The 16,667-nt window shown below is 67.9% G+C and carries 12 protein-coding genes and 3 pseudogenes; 10 read left to right on the top strand and 5 right to left on the bottom strand.

Annotation, left to right across the window (positions count from 1 at the left end):
• The first annotated feature begins 886 nt into the window (after positions 1 to 886).
• Both IG99_RS49320 and IG99_RS41975 read left to right on the top strand, forming a co-directional pair.
• Complete coding sequence (locus tag IG99_RS49320; protein WP_158973359.1) at positions 887 to 1,534, top strand: hypothetical protein; 648 nt, start codon at positions 887 to 889, stop codon at positions 1,532 to 1,534.
• A 105-nt stretch (positions 1,535 to 1,639) separates the two neighbouring features.
• Positions 1,640 to 4,072, top strand: coding sequence for an ATP-binding protein (locus tag IG99_RS41975; protein ID WP_037684048.1), 2,433 nt, complete (start codon positions 1,640 to 1,642; stop codon positions 4,070 to 4,072).
• A 172-nt stretch (positions 4,073 to 4,244) separates the two neighbouring features.
• Here the strand turns inward: IG99_RS41975 and IG99_RS41970 are convergent, their stop codons facing one another.
• Positions 4,245 to 5,225, bottom strand: a complete 981-nt coding sequence (locus IG99_RS41970; RefSeq protein ID WP_037684045.1) for a threonine ammonia-lyase — start codon at positions 5,223 to 5,225, stop codon at positions 4,245 to 4,247.
• A gap of 491 nt (positions 5,226 to 5,716) precedes the next feature.
• Between IG99_RS41970 and IG99_RS51125 the strand changes: the two genes are divergently transcribed.
• From IG99_RS51125 to IG99_RS41960, 3 genes and pseudogenes are all read left to right on the top strand, one after another.
• Positions 5,717 to 5,929 carry a GH36 C-terminal domain-containing protein gene (locus IG99_RS51125; protein WP_234312147.1) on the top strand — a complete coding sequence of 71 codons (213 nt, stop codon included), beginning with the start codon at positions 5,717 to 5,719 and terminating at the stop codon, positions 5,927 to 5,929.
• Positions 5,930 to 6,176: 247 nt separating this feature from the next.
• Complete coding sequence (locus tag IG99_RS41965; protein WP_037684043.1) at positions 6,177 to 7,232, top strand: hypothetical protein; 1,056 nt, start codon at positions 6,177 to 6,179, stop codon at positions 7,230 to 7,232.
• Between the two features lie 310 nt (positions 7,233 to 7,542).
• Positions 7,543 to 8,026, top strand: a pseudogene (locus tag IG99_RS41960) (IS701 family transposase); the annotation flags it as partial.
• Positions 8,027 to 8,349: 323 nt separating this feature from the next.
• Here IG99_RS41960 and IG99_RS41955 read toward each other — a convergent pair.
• On the bottom strand, positions 8,350 to 10,728 hold the full coding sequence (locus tag IG99_RS41955; RefSeq protein ID WP_037684040.1) for an Orn/Lys/Arg family decarboxylase: 2,379 nt from the start codon (positions 10,726 to 10,728) through the stop codon (positions 8,350 to 8,352).
• A gap of 297 nt (positions 10,729 to 11,025) precedes the next feature.
• Between IG99_RS41955 and IG99_RS41950 the strand changes: the two genes are divergently transcribed.
• Positions 11,026 to 11,628, top strand: a complete 603-nt coding sequence (locus IG99_RS41950; protein WP_037684038.1) for a DUF4328 domain-containing protein — start codon at positions 11,026 to 11,028, stop codon at positions 11,626 to 11,628.
• A 449-nt stretch (positions 11,629 to 12,077) separates the two neighbouring features.
• The gene (locus IG99_RS51550) at positions 12,078 to 12,206 is read left to right on the top strand and encodes a hypothetical protein (RefSeq protein ID WP_267882610.1); all 129 of its coding nucleotides are present in this window, start codon (positions 12,078 to 12,080) and stop codon (positions 12,204 to 12,206) included.
• Positions 12,207 to 12,727: 521 nt separating this feature from the next.
• Here IG99_RS51550 and IG99_RS41945 read toward each other — a convergent pair.
• A complete protein-coding gene (locus IG99_RS41945; RefSeq protein WP_158973358.1) occupies positions 12,728 to 13,387 on the bottom strand; it encodes a Crp/Fnr family transcriptional regulator in 660 nt (219 codons plus the stop codon).
• A 137-nt stretch (positions 13,388 to 13,524) separates the two neighbouring features.
• Complete coding sequence (locus IG99_RS41940; protein WP_037684032.1) at positions 13,525 to 13,800, bottom strand: hypothetical protein; 276 nt, start codon at positions 13,798 to 13,800, stop codon at positions 13,525 to 13,527.
• Between the two features lie 611 nt (positions 13,801 to 14,411).
• Between IG99_RS41940 and IG99_RS52275 the strand changes: the two genes are divergently transcribed.
• Positions 14,412 to 15,095: an arylamine N-acetyltransferase gene (locus tag IG99_RS52275; protein ID WP_078948234.1), complete on the top strand. Its 684-nt coding sequence runs from the start codon at positions 14,412 to 14,414 to the stop codon at positions 15,093 to 15,095.
• Positions 15,096 to 15,276: 181 nt separating this feature from the next.
• Positions 15,277 to 15,476: pseudogene (locus tag IG99_RS51120) on the top strand (IS5/IS1182 family transposase); the annotation flags it as partial.
• A gap of 105 nt (positions 15,477 to 15,581) precedes the next feature.
• Here IG99_RS51120 and IG99_RS41930 read toward each other — a convergent pair.
• The gene (locus IG99_RS41930) at positions 15,582 to 16,454 is read right to left on the bottom strand and encodes a GDSL-type esterase/lipase family protein (RefSeq protein ID WP_037684030.1); all 873 of its coding nucleotides are present in this window, start codon (positions 16,452 to 16,454) and stop codon (positions 15,582 to 15,584) included.
• Between IG99_RS41930 and IG99_RS51115 the strand changes: the two are divergent.
• Positions 16,345 to 16,667: pseudogene (locus IG99_RS51115) on the top strand (RICIN domain-containing protein); the annotation flags it as partial. The gene IG99_RS41930 and the pseudogene IG99_RS51115 overlap by 110 nt on opposite strands.

Here is a 16,667-nt window from a genome sequence, read left to right as displayed (position 1 = left end):
AGGCCGAGGCTTCTTCTTCCCCATGCTCTCCATGATGGACATCCTCCCGGGGCAGAACCCCTGATCTCGGATGTCCGCCAAAGCGGATCAAGCCCAGGTGCTGCCCCGGCAGGTGTGGGCCGACCGCATCCTGTATGAGACACGGGAGACCGCCGACCCCGTGCACCCACTTTGTACCTCTCCGTCAGCGACGGTAACGAGCCGGGCTACTTCAGTGCTGTGTCGCTCGAGGCCCAGGGCGTCGGAACGCCCGTAACGCAGTAGCGTGTACCGCGCGGTCCGGAGGACTTGAGTTACGAGGCCCGTCCCGGAAGGGGCGGTTGGGTATGGGGCCTGGGCGAATGGGTGGGCAACCGCCACGTGTACGCGATGCCCGTGTGAGGCCGCAAGCCCAGCCGATTCAAATGGCCTGCGTGTTCGCGGCCCAGCTGCTGAACCTGAAGGTAGTGCCCGTGCAGGCGAGCCGCCCCAAGCGGGGCACAGGCCCCTGGCGAGGCCACCTCCTGGCATCCAATTCCCGCGGGACAGTCAGCATAGAGAGCGGCCTCGCCAGCTACCGCGGGGCGTCGGCGCCCGGTCCCTCCGCGAGTGGGTCCAGGCCGGCGACCTCGAAGCGGGGCGGTGGCTGCAGACCAGCTTGGCGCTGGGTCCAGAGCACAGCAGTCCGGCGCCGTACCCAGGCGACTCGGTCTGCAGCCTCATTGCCGACGTCGCCGGGCATCAGGAGCGCACCGTTGGCGACTCCTTGGCCTATTGCCCGTTGGAGATCCCTTCCGTCCTGCAAGGTCAGATGTGTGGAGCGGAGCCTTCGTCTCGTGTCACAGTGGTCAACGTGCTGCGTGTGAGCCGCTCACGGCCAACTGGTCGGCGCACCAGACTACTTGTCGTGCGCCTCGCTCTGCTGTTGCTCGTCGCGGGAGCCGTTGCGTTGCTGTTCTGGGTACCTGCGCTCTCGGCCCTGGGCTGGGCGGCGGTAGTCGCAGGGCTGAGCGCGGCGATTGCTGGAGCAGTGCAGGGACTTGTCACGTCGGGTATCGGCAAGGGGCAGGAGGTGGTCCTGGGCGGTGCGCCTCCGATCGCCGTCCAAGCAGTCTTCACCCACCAAGAACTCGCCCTGGTAAGGCAGGATGGTACGAGAGGCCAAGTCCACTGCGGCTACGTGAAAATGAGCGTTGAGGCTCTCGTGCCGCATGCGGTCGTGCTGCGGCTGCTCAACGTAGTCGTGGACGGTCGGCAGCCCGCGCTGCATCTTGAGACAGGTCCGCAGCAGGCACCGTTGCCCTACCGGAAGTTCCTCGTCGACCTCGACATCAGCGAGCCCCGCCTCGTGCCGCAGGGCTCTGCCGACTTCCCGTACGTGGTGACACAGACGGGACCTGAGATTTTCGAGGTTATGGCCTACACCGGCGGTCAGTGCGTCGACTGGCACCTGGAGCTTGAGGTGGTCAGCCAAGGCGAGACGTGCACGGTAGTCGTAGACGACGACGGCAGGCCGTTTCGGGTGAGCTACCGGACCCCGGCGCAGCCGGAATAGCGAACTCCCGCGAAGCCGGGGCCGGGGACAACGAGGGGATGGCCAAGGGTGAGAGAGCGCTGGGGGGAGCCGCGGGTACACGTCTTGCGGCGTCAGGAAGCAGGGTTGGAGGGTGGCCTCATCGGGCGCGCCGATGAAACGGCGACGCTGCTGGATCTCCTGGCGCCGGATTCGACGCTCCTCGGCGCTCTGTTGCAGGGTCCCGACGGCGTGGGCAAGACGGTGCTGGCTCGTGTTGTCGCCTGCCTCGCTCTTGAACGCCGCAACTGGTTTAACGGCGGAGCTCTTTTTCTGGAGGCTCGTGGGAGTTGCGACGAGGGACACATGACGATGGCCCAGGCGACCAGTGCGATCCTACGGGCCATGCAGCTTCTGCCCCACCGTGGGGAGCTCACCGAGCGGGAACAGTCAGCCTTCCTGCGGAAGTGGCTGATGCAGCAGGAGGCGGCTGGCAGGCGAGTCCTGTTCGTCTTCGACGACCTCGACGAAGTGGCGGCAGCGGAGAGGCTGCTACCACCCGAGACTGGTCACCGGCTGCTCGTGACCACACGCACCCGACCTGCTTGCAGCTCTCTGACCGCCGTCGAGCTGACCGCGCTGTCGTCCATACGTACGGAAGAGTTGATCACTGCTGTTGCCGCGCGTACCGGTCAGTTTCGTCTCTCTCCTGAGGAGGTTGCCAACCTGGCCCGGATATGCGGTGGCATACCGCTGGCCGCAGAACTGGTCGCCGGCGCTGCGGCTTTGGACAGGTGCGCGGCCGGGCGCGCTACAGCCCGCAGCCGCGCGTCCGCTCTGGCGGAGCCGAGGGCCCGGGCAGCGGTGCGCGCGAGCGTCGACCTGGTCCTCAGGTGCCTACCTGAGTTCGAGGCCGGTATGGCCGTGCGTATGGCTCGGCACCCTGGCCCTGATCACGGCCGCATCCAGCTGAGCGCATGGGGCGGAACGTTGACCGCCCTGCCCGCCTGTATCCCCATGTTCGTCCGGGCCGGTCTGGTCACGCCGTTAAACGGCCCGGGAGGGGAATTCCGGTACGTGATGCATCCGCTGGTCCACGAATATCTGCGGCAGCGTGACGAACTTGGGAGCGCCGGTCAGCACTCGTCGGGGGTCTCTTACCTCTTGGAGGCGTACGAACATGAGGCCGCGCTTCTCGCCGTGTGCGAGGAGGAGGCCCATGGGAGGCAGGGCGGCACAGGCGGAATCGGGTACGAAAACCTACTGGTGACCAAGGACTTGGAGAACTTGGTGGCCGTGCTCCTTGGCGCCGCCGAGCCCGGCAACCCCCGCACCCTCTCGACCGCACGCTCGGTCTTGCGGCACCTGGCCTCCGCAAATCGCCCGTACGAGACACTCGCCCTGGTGAATCTTTGCGTCACGGCTGCCGGGGCCCTCGGTGACCGTAACGCGCTGGCCTGGGCCTTGATGGGTTCTGGGGAGGTCCTGAGAGAGCTCGGGCGCTTCGAGGAAGCTGATGCCGTATTCGGCAAGGCAGAAGCTGCATACGAACAGCTGATCCAGTGTCCGCCCGAGGAGGAGCGGACCGATGCCCGCGGGCGGTACCGAGTGCTGCTTGGAGATCCCGTGGGCTTCCGCTACCTCCTGGCCACCGTGCACGGCCGGCGCGCCACCGCTCAGCTCGGCGCCCATCTCCACACGCAAGCCGCTGCCGCTCATCAAGCGGCGAGTGAAATCTACGTGGCTGACGGCCAGTGGTACGACCTCATGACCCGGGGCCCTGTGCGCCCCGAGTACCAGGTCCCATGGGCCGAATCCCTGCACCGCCGGGGCGTCGCACTGGCTCGTGCCCATCGCTTCTTGGAGGCTTGCTCGGCGCTCCGCCAAGGGGCGATGCTGCAGAGGGACCTCGAAGCATCAGAGAACGAGGCCGTAGCTCTTACAGTGCTGTGGAACACCGCGTCCCGTGCGAACTTCCTGGCCGCTTTAGGTGTGAATCATGTAAACGCTGAACTCGACGCGTTGAACGCTCTGGTAACAGCAGTCGATCAGCAGGACCGACGCATCGACGTAGAGGCCACGCTCCGAGACATCGTGGACGAGCGTGGGGGTCCCCGCCCGCACCCGTTGGAGGCATTGGCTCTCTGGGGCAACAGCCTCGTCAACTGCAGTCGCGTGGAGGAAGGCGTGAGCGTGCTCAACGAGGCGGCATCTCGCTGCCGCGGCGACGGGCGGCTACTGCTCCTCGCGGAGGTCCTGGACGATCTGGGTTACGCCTTGTTCAAGACACGGCAGGGAGCCAAATCCGTGGACGCCCACCGCGAAGCCGTTGCCATCTGGGAGGAACTCGCGGACCGACGTGGCCGCGCCCTTGCCAGCTTCAGACTCGCTGCCGCATTGGTCGCCGCCAAACAGACGGACGAGGCGGTAAGCCTCCTGAGCGAGGTTGAGTATGCGCTTCGGCCGAACGCCTCCGACGTCGGACCGCGCGTCATGAAGAGCATCGCTGACCTCCTCGCAGCCGCGCAGCAGCCGAGTTCGCGTGGGCCGCGAGGAAAACGTCGCAGGCGATGGTCATGACGGGGCGCCGGCGCCCCGCCAGAGAGGTCGGCTGGGTGTAGATCGTCTGCCACAGCCCGCCGTTGTCGCGTGATTCGGACGGCGACCTGGCTGCTGAATAGTGCAAAAAGCGCGAGCCGACGGTGTGCCTGTTGGTGGTCAAGCGCCCAGGCGCAGGCGGCCCGAGGAATTGTCAAGACCTGTGGATGGGAGCCGCGCCGACCCATTGGTGGTAGGCGTCTACGTCGACGTTGCTGCCGCACACGATGGTGACGACGTGCCGGCCGTCGAAGCGGTCACGGTCTTCGAGGATCGCAGCGATGCCGAGCGCGGCCGAAGGTTCGACGACGAGGCCGGCGTGGTCAAGGAGCATCCGCATACCGGCGATGATCGACGCCTCCTGGACCAGGACGGCGTCGTCAGCGACCAGGAGGAGGTCGTCCAGGACAGCCGGGATGGGACACCGGCCGGCGACGCCGTCAGCAATGGTGTTGGTCGAGTCGGTGGTGACGACACGCCGCTGGCGCCACGAGTGTGTCAGCGCCGGTGCGCCCAGCGGCTGGACGCAGATCACCTCGACTTCGGGTGCCAATGCCTTCACCACATGCCCCACGCCGGTGGCCAGCGCCCCGCCACCGAGAGCAATCAGGACGGTGTCGAACGACGGCGCGGTGTCCACCAGTTCCAGGCCGATGGTCGCCGCGCCCTCGCAGGTCTCGATGTCCAGGCTGTCTTCGACCAGCCGGATGCCGTCGTACCGTGCGATGGCCGCCGCCCGCTCGCGGGCCATCTCGTGGTCGCCGTCCACCAGCTCCAACACGGCGTCCAATGCGCGGATGCGATCAAGCTTGGCCCGAGTCGCAAAGCGGGATGCCACGACGGTGACGTCCAGCCCCCGGCCGCGGCCGGACCACGCGAGGGCTTGGCCGAGGTTGCCCGCGCTCGCGCACACCGCGGCTCGCGAGGCATTGTCGGCGAGCAGGCTCGCGACTACCTCGGTGCCACGGGCCTTGAAGCTGCGGACCGGGTTCGCCGTTTCGAGCTTGATGCTCACCGTGCACCCAAGGCCGGGCTCCAGCGCCTCGCAGCGGTACAGCGGAGTGTCGAGAAAGACCGGGTCGATCACCCGGCGAGCTGCCCGGATCCGAGCAGTGTCGAGACGCGTCTCCTTCACGGCACAGCAGCGTAGCGCCACCGGCGCTGGTTGTTCGCCACGGCCGCCCGGGCCGCCGCCGAATCCGGCGACGACCAGCTGCACGCATGCGTACTCGCCCGGGAGGCAATGGTCCCGCTCAACTACGGCGCCCCGAAAGCTGCGGCCGGCCTCGCCGAACGGGGCCTGTCACGTCGCCGGCACCGGCCGACCGCCGCGGCGACGCTGGCTGCCGCGGTCGCCGCCCGCGCCTACGCCCTCAACCACCGGCGCGAGCAGGCCCGCGCCGCGCTCGAGGCCGCCGACGCCCTCATGGACCGGCTCCCCGAGAGCGAGCGGTCGGACACGTGGCTGACGTACGGCGTACCGAAGCATCACGTCCACCGGAGCCCCGAAGGCCACACCCGAGCTTTGTACGGCGGAGGGTACGACCGAGGAGTCCCCGGTGTCGCGTTGGGATCACATCCGCCCGAGCCAAGCGCCGTACGGTTCCTGGCGCCCGACCGCAGGGAGTGCGCCGTGATCGCTCTGCGACGCTCACGGCACTTCGGCCACCACGATCCCGCCCTACCCTGCGCGCCCTGGACCCCGCGGCCCGCTACCGCGACACCGCCACCGGCGCGGTGCACCACGGTGCCGTCCTGCTCACCCACGGCCTGCCCCTGCACCTGGCCGCAGACGACCTCGCGTCCACGCTGGTCCACCTTGTCCGCGAGCAGAACTGACCGCGGGCCCAACGCAGCGCGGCGCGGGGCTCATGGGCGGCCAGGACGGTCAACCCCTCGGGCAGACAGCGGCAGGCGGTCGGTGTCGAGATGCCGTTGCCCCGCCTCGCGGAAGCCCTACAGATATCGTCGTACAGCCGCATAGACGTTGATGGCCTCGCGGTTCGCTTCTGCCCTTGCGGTATCACGCAGACTGCGACGCTTGATCGCCGCTGATATGGCAGTCCGATGAGTGTCGGAGGCTGACGTGCCGAGCCAGGGGGACCTCCACGATCGCTACGCGGCGGACATGGCGCGGGTCGTGGTGCTGCGCATGACTGGTGTCCGGGCTTCGGGGACCACGGCTACATGGCAAGCAAGGCACTGCTGGCCCTTCGCCGTAGCGGTCGGGCTGCCGTACGTCGCTGCCGGCGTGCACCTGGTCTTCTTCTCCACCACCATGCCGAAGTTCCAGGCCTACGGCATGTGGCTCCTGTACTACACACTGGTCAACGTCTGTGTGGTCCTCGGCCAGTGGGTGGGCTGTCGAGGCTTCCACGCGATGCGTGACTCCCTGGACCGCATGCTCACCCCGACCGGCCGCACAGCGGTCCACGCCTGGATCGACCGCGGGATCTCTGCGAAACGCCAGTCGCGGTACGTCGTCATTGGCGCCGTAGGGGCTGTCGCTGTCATGTTCGGCGTTCAACACGCGCTGGGAACCACACCCCACCTCTACGTCGACGTCGCCTCCTACATGGTGGTCGTGGTGACCGGTGCCGCAGCGGCCAACAGCAACTACTGGATGATCCGCGCCATCCGGTTGGCACGCATCGTGACCAACCCGCGGAACGTCAAGCTCTTGTGGTTCGCACCGTCGCGGACCATCGGTCTCGAGCGGGTCGCCCGCTGGTATCGGTTCGTCACGCTGATGGCAGCGGCAGGCTTGTGCCTCGCCTTCGTCCCCGTCGTCTACGCCTCCCGAATAGACCCGGGCGACGGTCTGCTCATCGCCGTCAAGTGGACCCTGGCGGGGGCGTTCATGGTCGCCGTCGCGCTTTTCGGCCTCTACTCGCAGTGGCGCCTCTCGTGGATCGTTGAGCAGGCGAGAGCCGTCTCCATCCAGCGCCTGGAGGAAGCGCTTCCGCCCAGGGCACCTCGGCTCGCCTCCGATATCTCGGAGGAGGACGCCCGAGTGAACGACCTGCTGTCCTACATCATCTCCAGTCCCAACACCGCCGTGAACGGCCAGACGCTCGCCTCCACACTCCTCGCCATGCTCACTGGTGCACTTCCCTTCATCGTCACCGTGATGTTCAGGTGATGAGGACGGGAGCCTGCCATGAGCTGTACGGATGTTTGGAACAGGCCAGGCAGTGGCGCCCGGGCGGTACGGCAGCCGGGATGGATCCGAGCAGGCCGGCGAGTCTCCTGGGCCTTGCTTCGAGAGTCCGGCTGGGTCAGAGGCATCGCCGGGAGTGCAGTTGGCTGCTGGCATGTCAGGGGCGGTCTTGCAGGACCGCCCCTCCAACGAATGACATCGAGAACTGTCTGCGCGGTGATGACGGCAGCCTCCCCACGTGATCGACGACCTTGCCGACGCGACCTGGGACCGTGAACTCGACGACCTCTTCCTGCGCATTGGCATTGGTCACCGTTTCGGCCGCGCCGACCTGCGACGGCCGCACGCGTGACTACGTCCGCGCCCTGCTCGGCCCGGTCGGCCGCAAAAACGGCTGGCAACTGGCCGAACACGCAGGCCACCGCACCCCTGACGGCCCGCAACGGCTGCTGAACGGAGCCACCTGGAACGCCGAAGACGTCCGCGACGACCTGCAGACATACGTTGCCGACAAGCTCGGCGAGGCCGACGGAGTCCTCGTCCTCGACGACACTGGCTTCATCAAGAAGGGCACCACCTCCGCGGGGGTGCAGCGCCAGCACTCTGGCACCGCCGGCCGCACCGAGAACTGTCAGATCGGCGTCTTCGCCGCCTACGCCACCACCAGCGCACGCGCCCTGGTGGACCGCGAGCTATATCTGCCCAAGTCCTGGACGGACGACCGCGAACGCTGCCGCGCCGCCAAGATTCCTGATGAGAGGGGCTTCGCCACCAAGCGTCGCGCATGGCTGTGACAAAGGTGCTGACGCTCCGCTGCACGCCGGAGGCGGCGGCACGGGCAGCCGCCTCCGGGTGGCGACGAGTTGCCCGCTCCGTTTCCGGACGGCTTCCGACTGCCCGTCGGCTCCGCGAGGTCTCACACCCCGCGGGTGCGTTCAACACCAGGACGCCGACGCCAGCGCGCTGCAGTGTCGACTTCGGCGGCGTGGCGTTGCCGGCGTGTGCCGTGCCATCGTGGCCGTACGTCAGCGGGCTCTGGCCAGGGCCCGAACCGCGTAAGGATGGCGCCGCACCGTCACCCCATCCGCGCCCCTCCCGCTCAGAGCGCCGACCTGGCGCCCTCCGCCGCCCGCCGCTGGGCCGGCGTCGTGGCACCGGCGAGCCCCTTCTGCTCGTCCGGACGCAAGCACTCGATCAGGTAGTCGCCGGTGTCGGGGGCACGGGTCACCCCGTGCGTCTCGCTGCCGAAGCCGGGGAAGTGGCGGTCGAAGGACTCCAGGGCGCTGAGGTAGCGCAGGAGAGGGCCGTCTTCCTCTCCGACGCTCTCACCCGGCATGAGGACCGGGATGCCGGGCGGCGTCACTGTGACCATCGCGGCGGCGACCCGACCCGGTGCGTCCGTCAGGCGGATCCGCTCCGTGCCGCCGCGGATCAGGCGCTGGTAGCACAGCTGGGGCGGGGCGACAGGCTCCGGGAGTTGCTGGAAGGCCATGTCGAGCAGTTCGACCAGGCGGGCCTCGCGCAAGTGATCGTGCATCTCCTGGCAAAGGTCGCGCAGCGTCAGCCCGGAGTAGCGCCGAGGGTGCTCGGCGATCAGCGTGGGCAGCACACGGTCCAGCCGGGCATTCCCGTCGTAGAGATCCTTGAAGTCCATCAGGGCGTCCAGCAGCGTGCCCCACTTGCCCTTGGTGATGCCCATGGAGAACAGCACCAGCGTGGTGTAGCTGTCGGTCTTCTCCACGACGATGCCGCGCGTGGTCAGATAGGCGGTGAGCACCCGCGCCGGGATGCCCCAGTCGGACATCACACCGGTCGCTCCGAGCCCGGGGCAGGTCAGGGTGACCTTGATCGGGTCGAGCATGCAGTAGCCGTCGGTCAGACCAGGGAAGCCGTGCCAGTCCGCGTCGGGTGCGAGGTGCCAGCAGGACGGTTCCGACCGCAAGAGGTCCGCCGGGGCCTCGTCGAACGGCAGCAGCGCCCCGCTCGCCGGGTCAGTCACCTCAGCCGGCTGCCATACCCCGAAGAACCAAGGCGGCCGGTCCCCGGCGGCCTCGATCCGCCGCCCGATCCGCACCATCTCCTGGCGGAACCGGACAGCCTCCGACACCGCCTCGTCGACCAGCCACTGCCCTTGCGGACCGTCCATCATCGCCGTGGCCACGTCCAGCGAGGCGATCATCGGATACAGCGGCGATGTCGTGCCGTGCATCATCAGCGCCTCGTTGAACCGGTCGTGCTCCACCGACGCCCGCGGGGCGGGCCGGACGTGGACCATGGCGCCCTGTGACAACGCCGCCAGCAGCTTGTGGGTGGACTGGGTTGCGAAGATCGTCGGCCGATCGGGGCCGGGGAAGGCCTCCTCGTCCACCGACATGCCGTAGCGCCCCGCGTAGAGCGGGTGAAAGCGGGCGTATGCGAACCACGCCTCGTCGAAGTGCAGCCGGGGCGTGCCGGCCGCGAAGGCCCGGGCCGCCGTCACCGCGTCATAACACAGCCCGTCGTACGTGGAGTTGGTGAACACCGCGTACTGGGCACTCGACGACACCGCGTCCCTCGTGAGGGGGCTCTCCGCGATCCGCGCAGCCACCGAGTCCGCCGCGATCTCGGCCGGCGGCAGCGGTCCGGCGAGGCCATAGCCGTTGCGGGTGGGGACCAGATACACCGGCCGGGCGCCGGAGACGACCAGGCCGTGCAGGACCGACTTGTGGCAGTTGCGGTCCACCAGGGCGATTTCGTCGCGGGTCACGCTGAAGTGGCCGACCAGACGGTTGCAGGTGGAGTCGCCGTGCAGAACGAAGTACGTGTGGTCGGAGCCGAAGACGCGCGCGGCGTTGCGCTCCGCCTCTCCGATCGGCCCGGTGTGCTCGAACAGCGAGCCGAGCTCCTCCACCGAGATCGACAGGTCGCTGCGCAGCAGCCGCTCCCCGAAGTAGTCGTGGAACGCCCGGCCCACGGGTGACTTGAGGAAAGCGACACCGCCGGAGTGCGCAGGGGTGTGCCATGAGTACTCATGCGCGTCGTCGAAGCGCCGAAGCGCCTTGAAGAACGGCGGAAGCAGTGCGTCCTGGTAGGCGCGAGCGGCTGTGGTGATCCGCCCCGCGATGAATGCCGGTGTGTCCTCCAGCGGCCACACATAGCCCACCACCGACTGCGACACCCACAGTGGCAGTTCACGCAGACCCTCGTCGGCCATGACCAGGAACACCGGAAGGTTGTGGAACCGGTGCCCGATCAGGCGCAGCACGGTCGCGCCGCCCGGCCCGTCCTCGGCTCCGGGCGGAAGATCCCAAGCGACCACCGCGGCGGCCAAACCGGCCTCCGTCCTGAGTACCGCCTCGGCCTCACAGGCGCTCAGCACCCAGCGGATGTGTAAGCCTCGCTCCCGCATCCCCTCGGCAATGCGCGCCAGTTGCCCTGCGATGGCGCCCCCGTCCTCCGGATGCTCCGCCACCGCCACCAGAACCGTGCCGTCGGCCATGCTGTCCCTCTTTCCCAGATGGCCCGCGCCACCCCCCGACCAGTGTTCGCCGACTCCGCACGCGCGATCGGCCGACGGCCCGCCAAACCATCCCATCGGGGCACAGCACGGGCCGCTCCTTGACATGCCGGTGAGGCCCACTGGGGCTGATCGTTCTCGAGGTCGCCTTGGGCAAGATCACCCGGACCGGCCTGGGGCCCCAGCCGAAGCCGTACGCACGAGCGGGGAGTAGATCTATGCTCACTCCACCCCAGCGTCCGCTGCGGCGACACACGCCCCCAAGACAGGCCGAAGACGATGACGAGCACCCCCCGCAAAGCTTCCTGGACGGTTGCCCGCTGTGCGCAGGCGGCGATAGCGGTGGCCGCCGTGGCCGATGCATTCCGCGCGGCGGCCGTCCGGGACCACTACCTGCACCCCACGGGGGCGTCCCTGCACAAGTCGGGCATCGTCTCCATGATCTTCGCCTACCTGATGGCGCTTGCGATCGCGTTGTTCCTCGTGTGGCTCGCCCGGTCCCGGGGCAACGCACAGGCGCTGTCCCCCGGGGTCTCGCTGCCGAGCCGGGGCTGGACGATTGGGGCCTGGTTCATTCCGGTGGTCAACTTCTTCGTTCCGCGCCAGTTCGTCCTCGACATCGGGCGCGCGAGTTCCGCGTCATGGGAGCACAAGCGAGACACGACACTGGTGAACCTGTGGTGGATCGCCTGGATCGCGCACGTGGCAGTGCTCGTGGCGGGGGGCCGGGTGGCCCCGGGGTCGATGACCTTCCTTGTCATGGCGCAGGCGTTCATGATCGCGGCGGCCGTGATGCTGGGGCTCGTAATCGAGCGCGTAACGGCGCTGCAGCAAGCCGCGCTCGGCGCCACCGTCCAGGTCGCACCTCCGGCCCAGGCGTGACGCAGTTCCCCTGATGCACTCCCCCACAACGGCGTGACTGCGGGCGCGCGCGGACCGGCATTTACTTGGCCACGGTTCTGCGCACGAGCTGTCCGAGGTGACCTTGCTGCTGGTTCGAGACGGTCCGCAATCCGGCCGTCCCGATCGGCGGGATTGCACCAGCATCAAGGCGGTGCAGCGTCGTGTCGGCCCGGCCGGCGCCGTCCCGACCTGCTGCGCTCGACCATGACATCACCGCACGGCGAGGTCAGCGCCACACGTTGCGCGTCAGCGCCGTACCCGCAGTCCACTGCGGACTCCACGACATCCGCCGTCCCTGGACGGCGCCCAGGGACCATCGAGATTTCTGCCCAGAGCAAGGTCCGCCGCAAATACGCAAAGCGTCTCCTGGAAGATCACCCTCGTCCTCGCCGGAGACAGCACGGGGTCCAAGCGAGCCAGGGCCGAAAATGGCCGAAGATGTCGGTATCAGCCTGGCCACCACTGGCGACTTCGCCGCACCGGTCGCCGACCACCTCAACCAGTGGTGGCCCGAGCGCGCTGCTGCGAAGCGCCGAGGCGATCAACCAGAGCAGTGAAGGCCGGACGAGGTCGGCGCAACGAGCGGGGGGGGGCGCCGACCGGAAGAAGGACTCCTGGTGCCAGGGGATTTCGCGTCCGGGCTACGCATCCAACGCAGTTGGATCTCCCGCCAGTTGGCGCCGTCGTCGGCGCCACTGGCCAGCCGTTCCTGCCAGGTGGCGTCGGGCTCATCTGCCAGCCAGTCCAGCAGCAGGCCAAGCCGAACTGCGGCCGTTGCTGTCGCAGGCCGGGGCGGAGGGCTCGGCGGCCAGTCGGCCCCACCTCCTCATCTCCAGCATCATGGTCATCAGCGGACCGTCCCGAACAGCACGTTCAACGACTCGGCCGAGCAGCCAGGGGCAGCGGCGGGTGCGGTGCGAGCGGCGGCCCGTCTCGTCTGCTCGGCATGATGGGCCGGCAGCCGCCGGATGACCTCCTCCTTGCTCACACTGGATGGAGACGACCAGGCTGCTGATGTCGGGCGGTCTACTCGCAGCCGAAGGCCCGCACCTTCAACGGTGCGGGCCTTCGGCTGCGGTCACCCTCCGTGAGCTACTACTCGAAGGAGATCGGCATCGGCGATCTCGTAGAGACGATTGATACGACGGCTTCCTGGTTCCTGCTTGAACAGAACGCCGCGATCCCGAAGAGCAGCAAGGGCGTTCTCCACTGTTGCCAGGCCAAGCCCCAGGGCATCTGCCATGTCGGCCTGGGTCGGGCCTTCGACGATGCCGTTCGGGTAGTGCCGCATCACCACGCTTCCACCCTCGTCAGGCATACGGAGCCAGTCGTCGCTGGTCTCAGAGAGATACAACAGGAGTTGAGCCACCCGCGGCACAGGGGGCCGTCGGCTGACGCCGTACACCGTCTCTGCCGCCCGCAGACGACGGGCGGTCATCTGCGCGAGGGCCAGGAGGAAGTCGGGATGCTCCGCGGCGACCATCCGTACATCTCTCACGGTGATGGACAGCCTCGTGCCTCCGCAGGCCGACAAGGTGGTTACGAGCGGCGCTTCAGAGATCTCAACTTCTGCAGTCCAGTCCCCGAGCACCATGCCCGGGCCCCAGAGTCGCGTCGCGCCGTTCGGGAAGTCTTCCCGTACACAACCCCTATGCAGGAAATGGACATTGGCCGGCCGGGTGGCCCACATCTTGTCCCGCTTGCCGCTCCGCACCACAGTGCGGTGGGCGATGGCCATGAGCGTCTCTTCCGACAACGCGTAGTCCTCGAAGAGGGCTACCACCGTCCGGTATGCGCTACGACTTCGCACATCACGGAATATCGGTGGTCGACCGGCATGCTGAGAAGGCGTCTCCTCGACGCCGACTGCCGCCGTCACAGACCGCTGGCGGTGGACGGGGCCGTGGTCGTCAGCCTCACGTTCTGTTCGGCACCCGCCGTGATCGGCATGGAGGGAGCAACCGTCTCGGCCGGTGCTCGCAGCGGCTCACTCAGCAGCGCGACGATCGGCTTGAGGGCACCGACCAGCGTGGCCAGAGCGAAGATGACGGCGACAACCCGCGCGGGCGTGCTGGACAGGCGCCGCATGGCATAGCAGGCCGCGGCCAAGACCGCGAGGCAGATGAGCAAGATCGTGAGGTTCGCATTCATCGCGACACCCTCCACTTCTGACACGGAGAACTTCGGCTGGTTTAGGTCCGAAGCCCGTACCGCATAAACGGAATGGCTGCATCAAAACGAGAGGCGATCTGGAGAGATCCACTATCGGCTCAGCGCAAGAGAGTACGGCATGCACGCTGAGGAACAGTAATCCAGCTGCATATAACAAGAGTTGCAGGGTTGAGAGTCCTGACGGTTGCTCACCCGTACTACGGAAGACTCGCCCTTGAGGCTGCGCTGCTGCCGCACCCAATCACCGCAAGCGACGGGCACCCCTGGACGAGACAAGTGTTCGCGCAGCTCAACACCGGACTCCCTGGGGAACCACCCCCAGGAGAGTCCGGCAACGCTGATGCAGCCCATTCCGTTAAGCCGTGCCAGCGCCGAATAGTAAACCGGGGGCAACGCTCGACCATTCCCTACCGAGAGGGGAAATTCCCAGGGAGACGATCAGAATCCCTCACAGCAGGGGTTTCGGTCCAAGTTTTTACGCAGCTGCGCACATGCGTAGCCGGTAGTCCCTAACGGCAGGGATTGACACATCAGCCGTATGAGCGGAGCGTTCAGGCCACTGGCCGGCGAAATGCCGGTGGCAACCGCGGATCAGCGACGACGCCTGGCAGACCCTCCTCCGCAGTGCTGCCCGCCCGTCACACACCGGCGGCCGCCCCCGCAGCGAACGGCAGATCCTGGAGGCCATCGTCCACATCGCCTGCACCGCGCAAGCGCGGACGCGTCCTCCTCCGGCTCTCGGGCCCTTCGTCGCCTGCGCAACCGCACCGAGCCTGGGCGCCCTGCGTACCCTGCAGCGGGCGCACGTCCTCTCCCTGGGCTGGGAGAACCTCGACGCCATCCTGCACGGCCCACGTGGCGCTGGACCTGGCAACCCTCCAGGACAAGCTGTTGCACCGGGGGCGCGGTACGAGCACGTGACTCTCCTCACCGCCGCCCTGGAGGCCCTGGGCTACCGCTTCACCGCCGTCTCCGGCCGAGCCCGGACAGGCTCCAGCACGGTCCTTCCGGCAACGCACGCCATGCTCGTCGTCGAGCTGGAGGGGCGCCGCCGGCTGGATCACCCCGGCGCCGACGGATGGGCCGTGTGCCGGCGGAGCGGTGACAGCCCCGACACGTGGCTGAGCATGCGCGCAACGCCCCTCAACCCGCAGTACCCACCGACTACGCCGTGGGCGACCACTTCGACGGCTCCAGCAACCGCTCCCCTTTCGTCACCCGTGCCTTCATCCAGCGAATCCTCCCCGACCGGCTGCACATCCTCGACGGGCTGACCTGGACCACACAATCGGCGCACCCAGCATCCCGCCACAGACCCGGACCGTACGCGCCGAAGAGGTACGCAGCTGAAACGGACGACGTCTTCGGCATCGTGATCGGCGATGACGCCCCCCTACATGTGGCCCGACCACATCCGTAGAGCGGGTTGAGCCCAACCTCGGCGAGTGTTGTGCCGGACGGCCCCTCCCTCGCGGTCAGGAGGAGGACAACGCCGCACCGGCGTGTGCGAGCACGCGGCGAGCACACCTTCGCCCGGATGGAGAACGGGAAGATCTTTCGCGGCTGTCGTCAGACAAGGAGACGGCCTTCACCCGGCCGTCCAAGCCGTCCAAGCCGTCCAAGCCGTCGCCACCTTGCACGAGCTCGCCCTCGCCCTCGCCCTCGCCCTCGCCCTCGCCCTCGCCCTCGCCCTCGCCGGATGGAACAGCAGGGCAACAACCCATGAGCCATGCCAGCAGCCACACTCGCGTAACACCTTCTCAGTGGAGATACGCGGCCAGCGAGAGGTTTTGCCGGCGCACGTCGCCGGCGACGAGCCCGGCGATCCGCTGCGCGCCATAGGTCTCGAAGTGGGTGTGGTCGTTGCAGAAGAAGGCACCGACAGGGCCTGATCCATAGTCGCCGTTGTTCGGGCAAAAACGCAGGCTGTTGTAGAGCGAGACACTCAGCGACTGCAGATCGACGACCGCCGCTCCGGTCGCGGATCCGACGGCGAAGGTCTCGTTGACGAAGCCGCGGTTCTTCGTCGCCGTACCGCCGGAACAGGTGATGGCCGCCACCGGGGTGAGCAGCACCGGATGCGCCCCGCGGGCGAGAGCGGCCTGCACCATCATGGTCATCAGCTGCCGGTACCGGGTCGAGCCGACGTGCCGAGGGCAGGTCGAGGACGAGTCGTTGATCCCGAACTGGATGAACAGGTAGTCGCCTGCCTTCATCCCGGTGCTCGTGTTCAGCATCGCCTGCCAGCGTGAGGAGTACGTGCTGGACGTGAGGCGGCACTCGCCGTCCGACCCCTTGGCGCTGCTCACGTTCCCCTCGTACAGCCAGGTCTGGATGCTGCGGCCTCCCACGGCCTGGTTCCTGACGGTCACGTCGGTGTTGAACAGGGCGTCGAACTGGCTGCCCCAGCCGACCGGGCAGCGCCCGGCGCCAGGGTTGGCCATGGTCGAGTCTCCGGCCAGCCACACGGTGACCGGTGCGGCCGTCGCTCGTTCAACCGGGGCCCCTGCGCGCGGGGCGCCGGTGCAGCTCGCCGCGGCGCTGTCGGCCGCCGAGGCGGCACTGACGCCGAGGCTCGTCAAGGTGATGACCAGTGCGGTGGTGATGAGTGTCCGTATCCGTACGTTCTTCATGGCGTTCCTCCCAGGAACGGGCACGGTCGGCTCGGTCAGCGCAGGTGGGCGGCCAGGGGCAGGTTCTGTTCCCGGTGGAGTCCCTCGGCCCGTCCGCCTCGGCACAGTCCGACCCAGCCCGCAGAAGTCACTGGCGATCATCCGCCCCCTGGCCGAGGCCGGCTTCATCGTCCCCGCCCCCCACTTCGCCAACCTCAACGGCGGAGACGTCTA

It is taken from the genome of Streptomyces griseus subsp. griseus (genome assembly GCF_000720255.1).
In the GTDB taxonomy this organism is placed as follows: domain Bacteria; phylum Actinomycetota; class Actinomycetes; order Streptomycetales; family Streptomycetaceae; genus Streptomyces; species Streptomyces griseus_I.
This window is presented reverse-complemented; position numbering and strand designations above follow the sequence as displayed.

Bases quoted from the DNA above. Each gene is read 5' to 3' on its own strand.
- IG99_RS41955 (WP_037684040.1), bottom strand. From the start codon at position 10,728: ATGGCCGACGGCACGGTTCTGGTGGCGGTGGCGGAGCATCCGGAGGAC.
- IG99_RS41950 (WP_037684038.1), top strand. From the start codon at position 11,026: ATGACGAGCACCCCCCGCAAAGCTTCCTGGACGGTTGCCCGCTGTGCG.
- IG99_RS51550 (WP_267882610.1), top strand. From the start codon at position 12,078: ATGGCCGAAGATGTCGGTATCAGCCTGGCCACCACTGGCGACTTCGCC.
- IG99_RS41945 (WP_158973358.1), bottom strand. From the start codon at position 13,387: ATGGCCATCGCCCACCGCACTGTGGTGCGGAGCGGCAAGCGGGACAAG.
- IG99_RS41940 (WP_037684032.1), bottom strand. From the start codon at position 13,800: ATGAATGCGAACCTCACGATCTTGCTCATCTGCCTCGCGGTCTTGGCC.
- IG99_RS41930 (WP_037684030.1), bottom strand. From the start codon at position 16,454: ATGAAGAACGTACGGATACGGACACTCATCACCACCGCACTGGTCATC.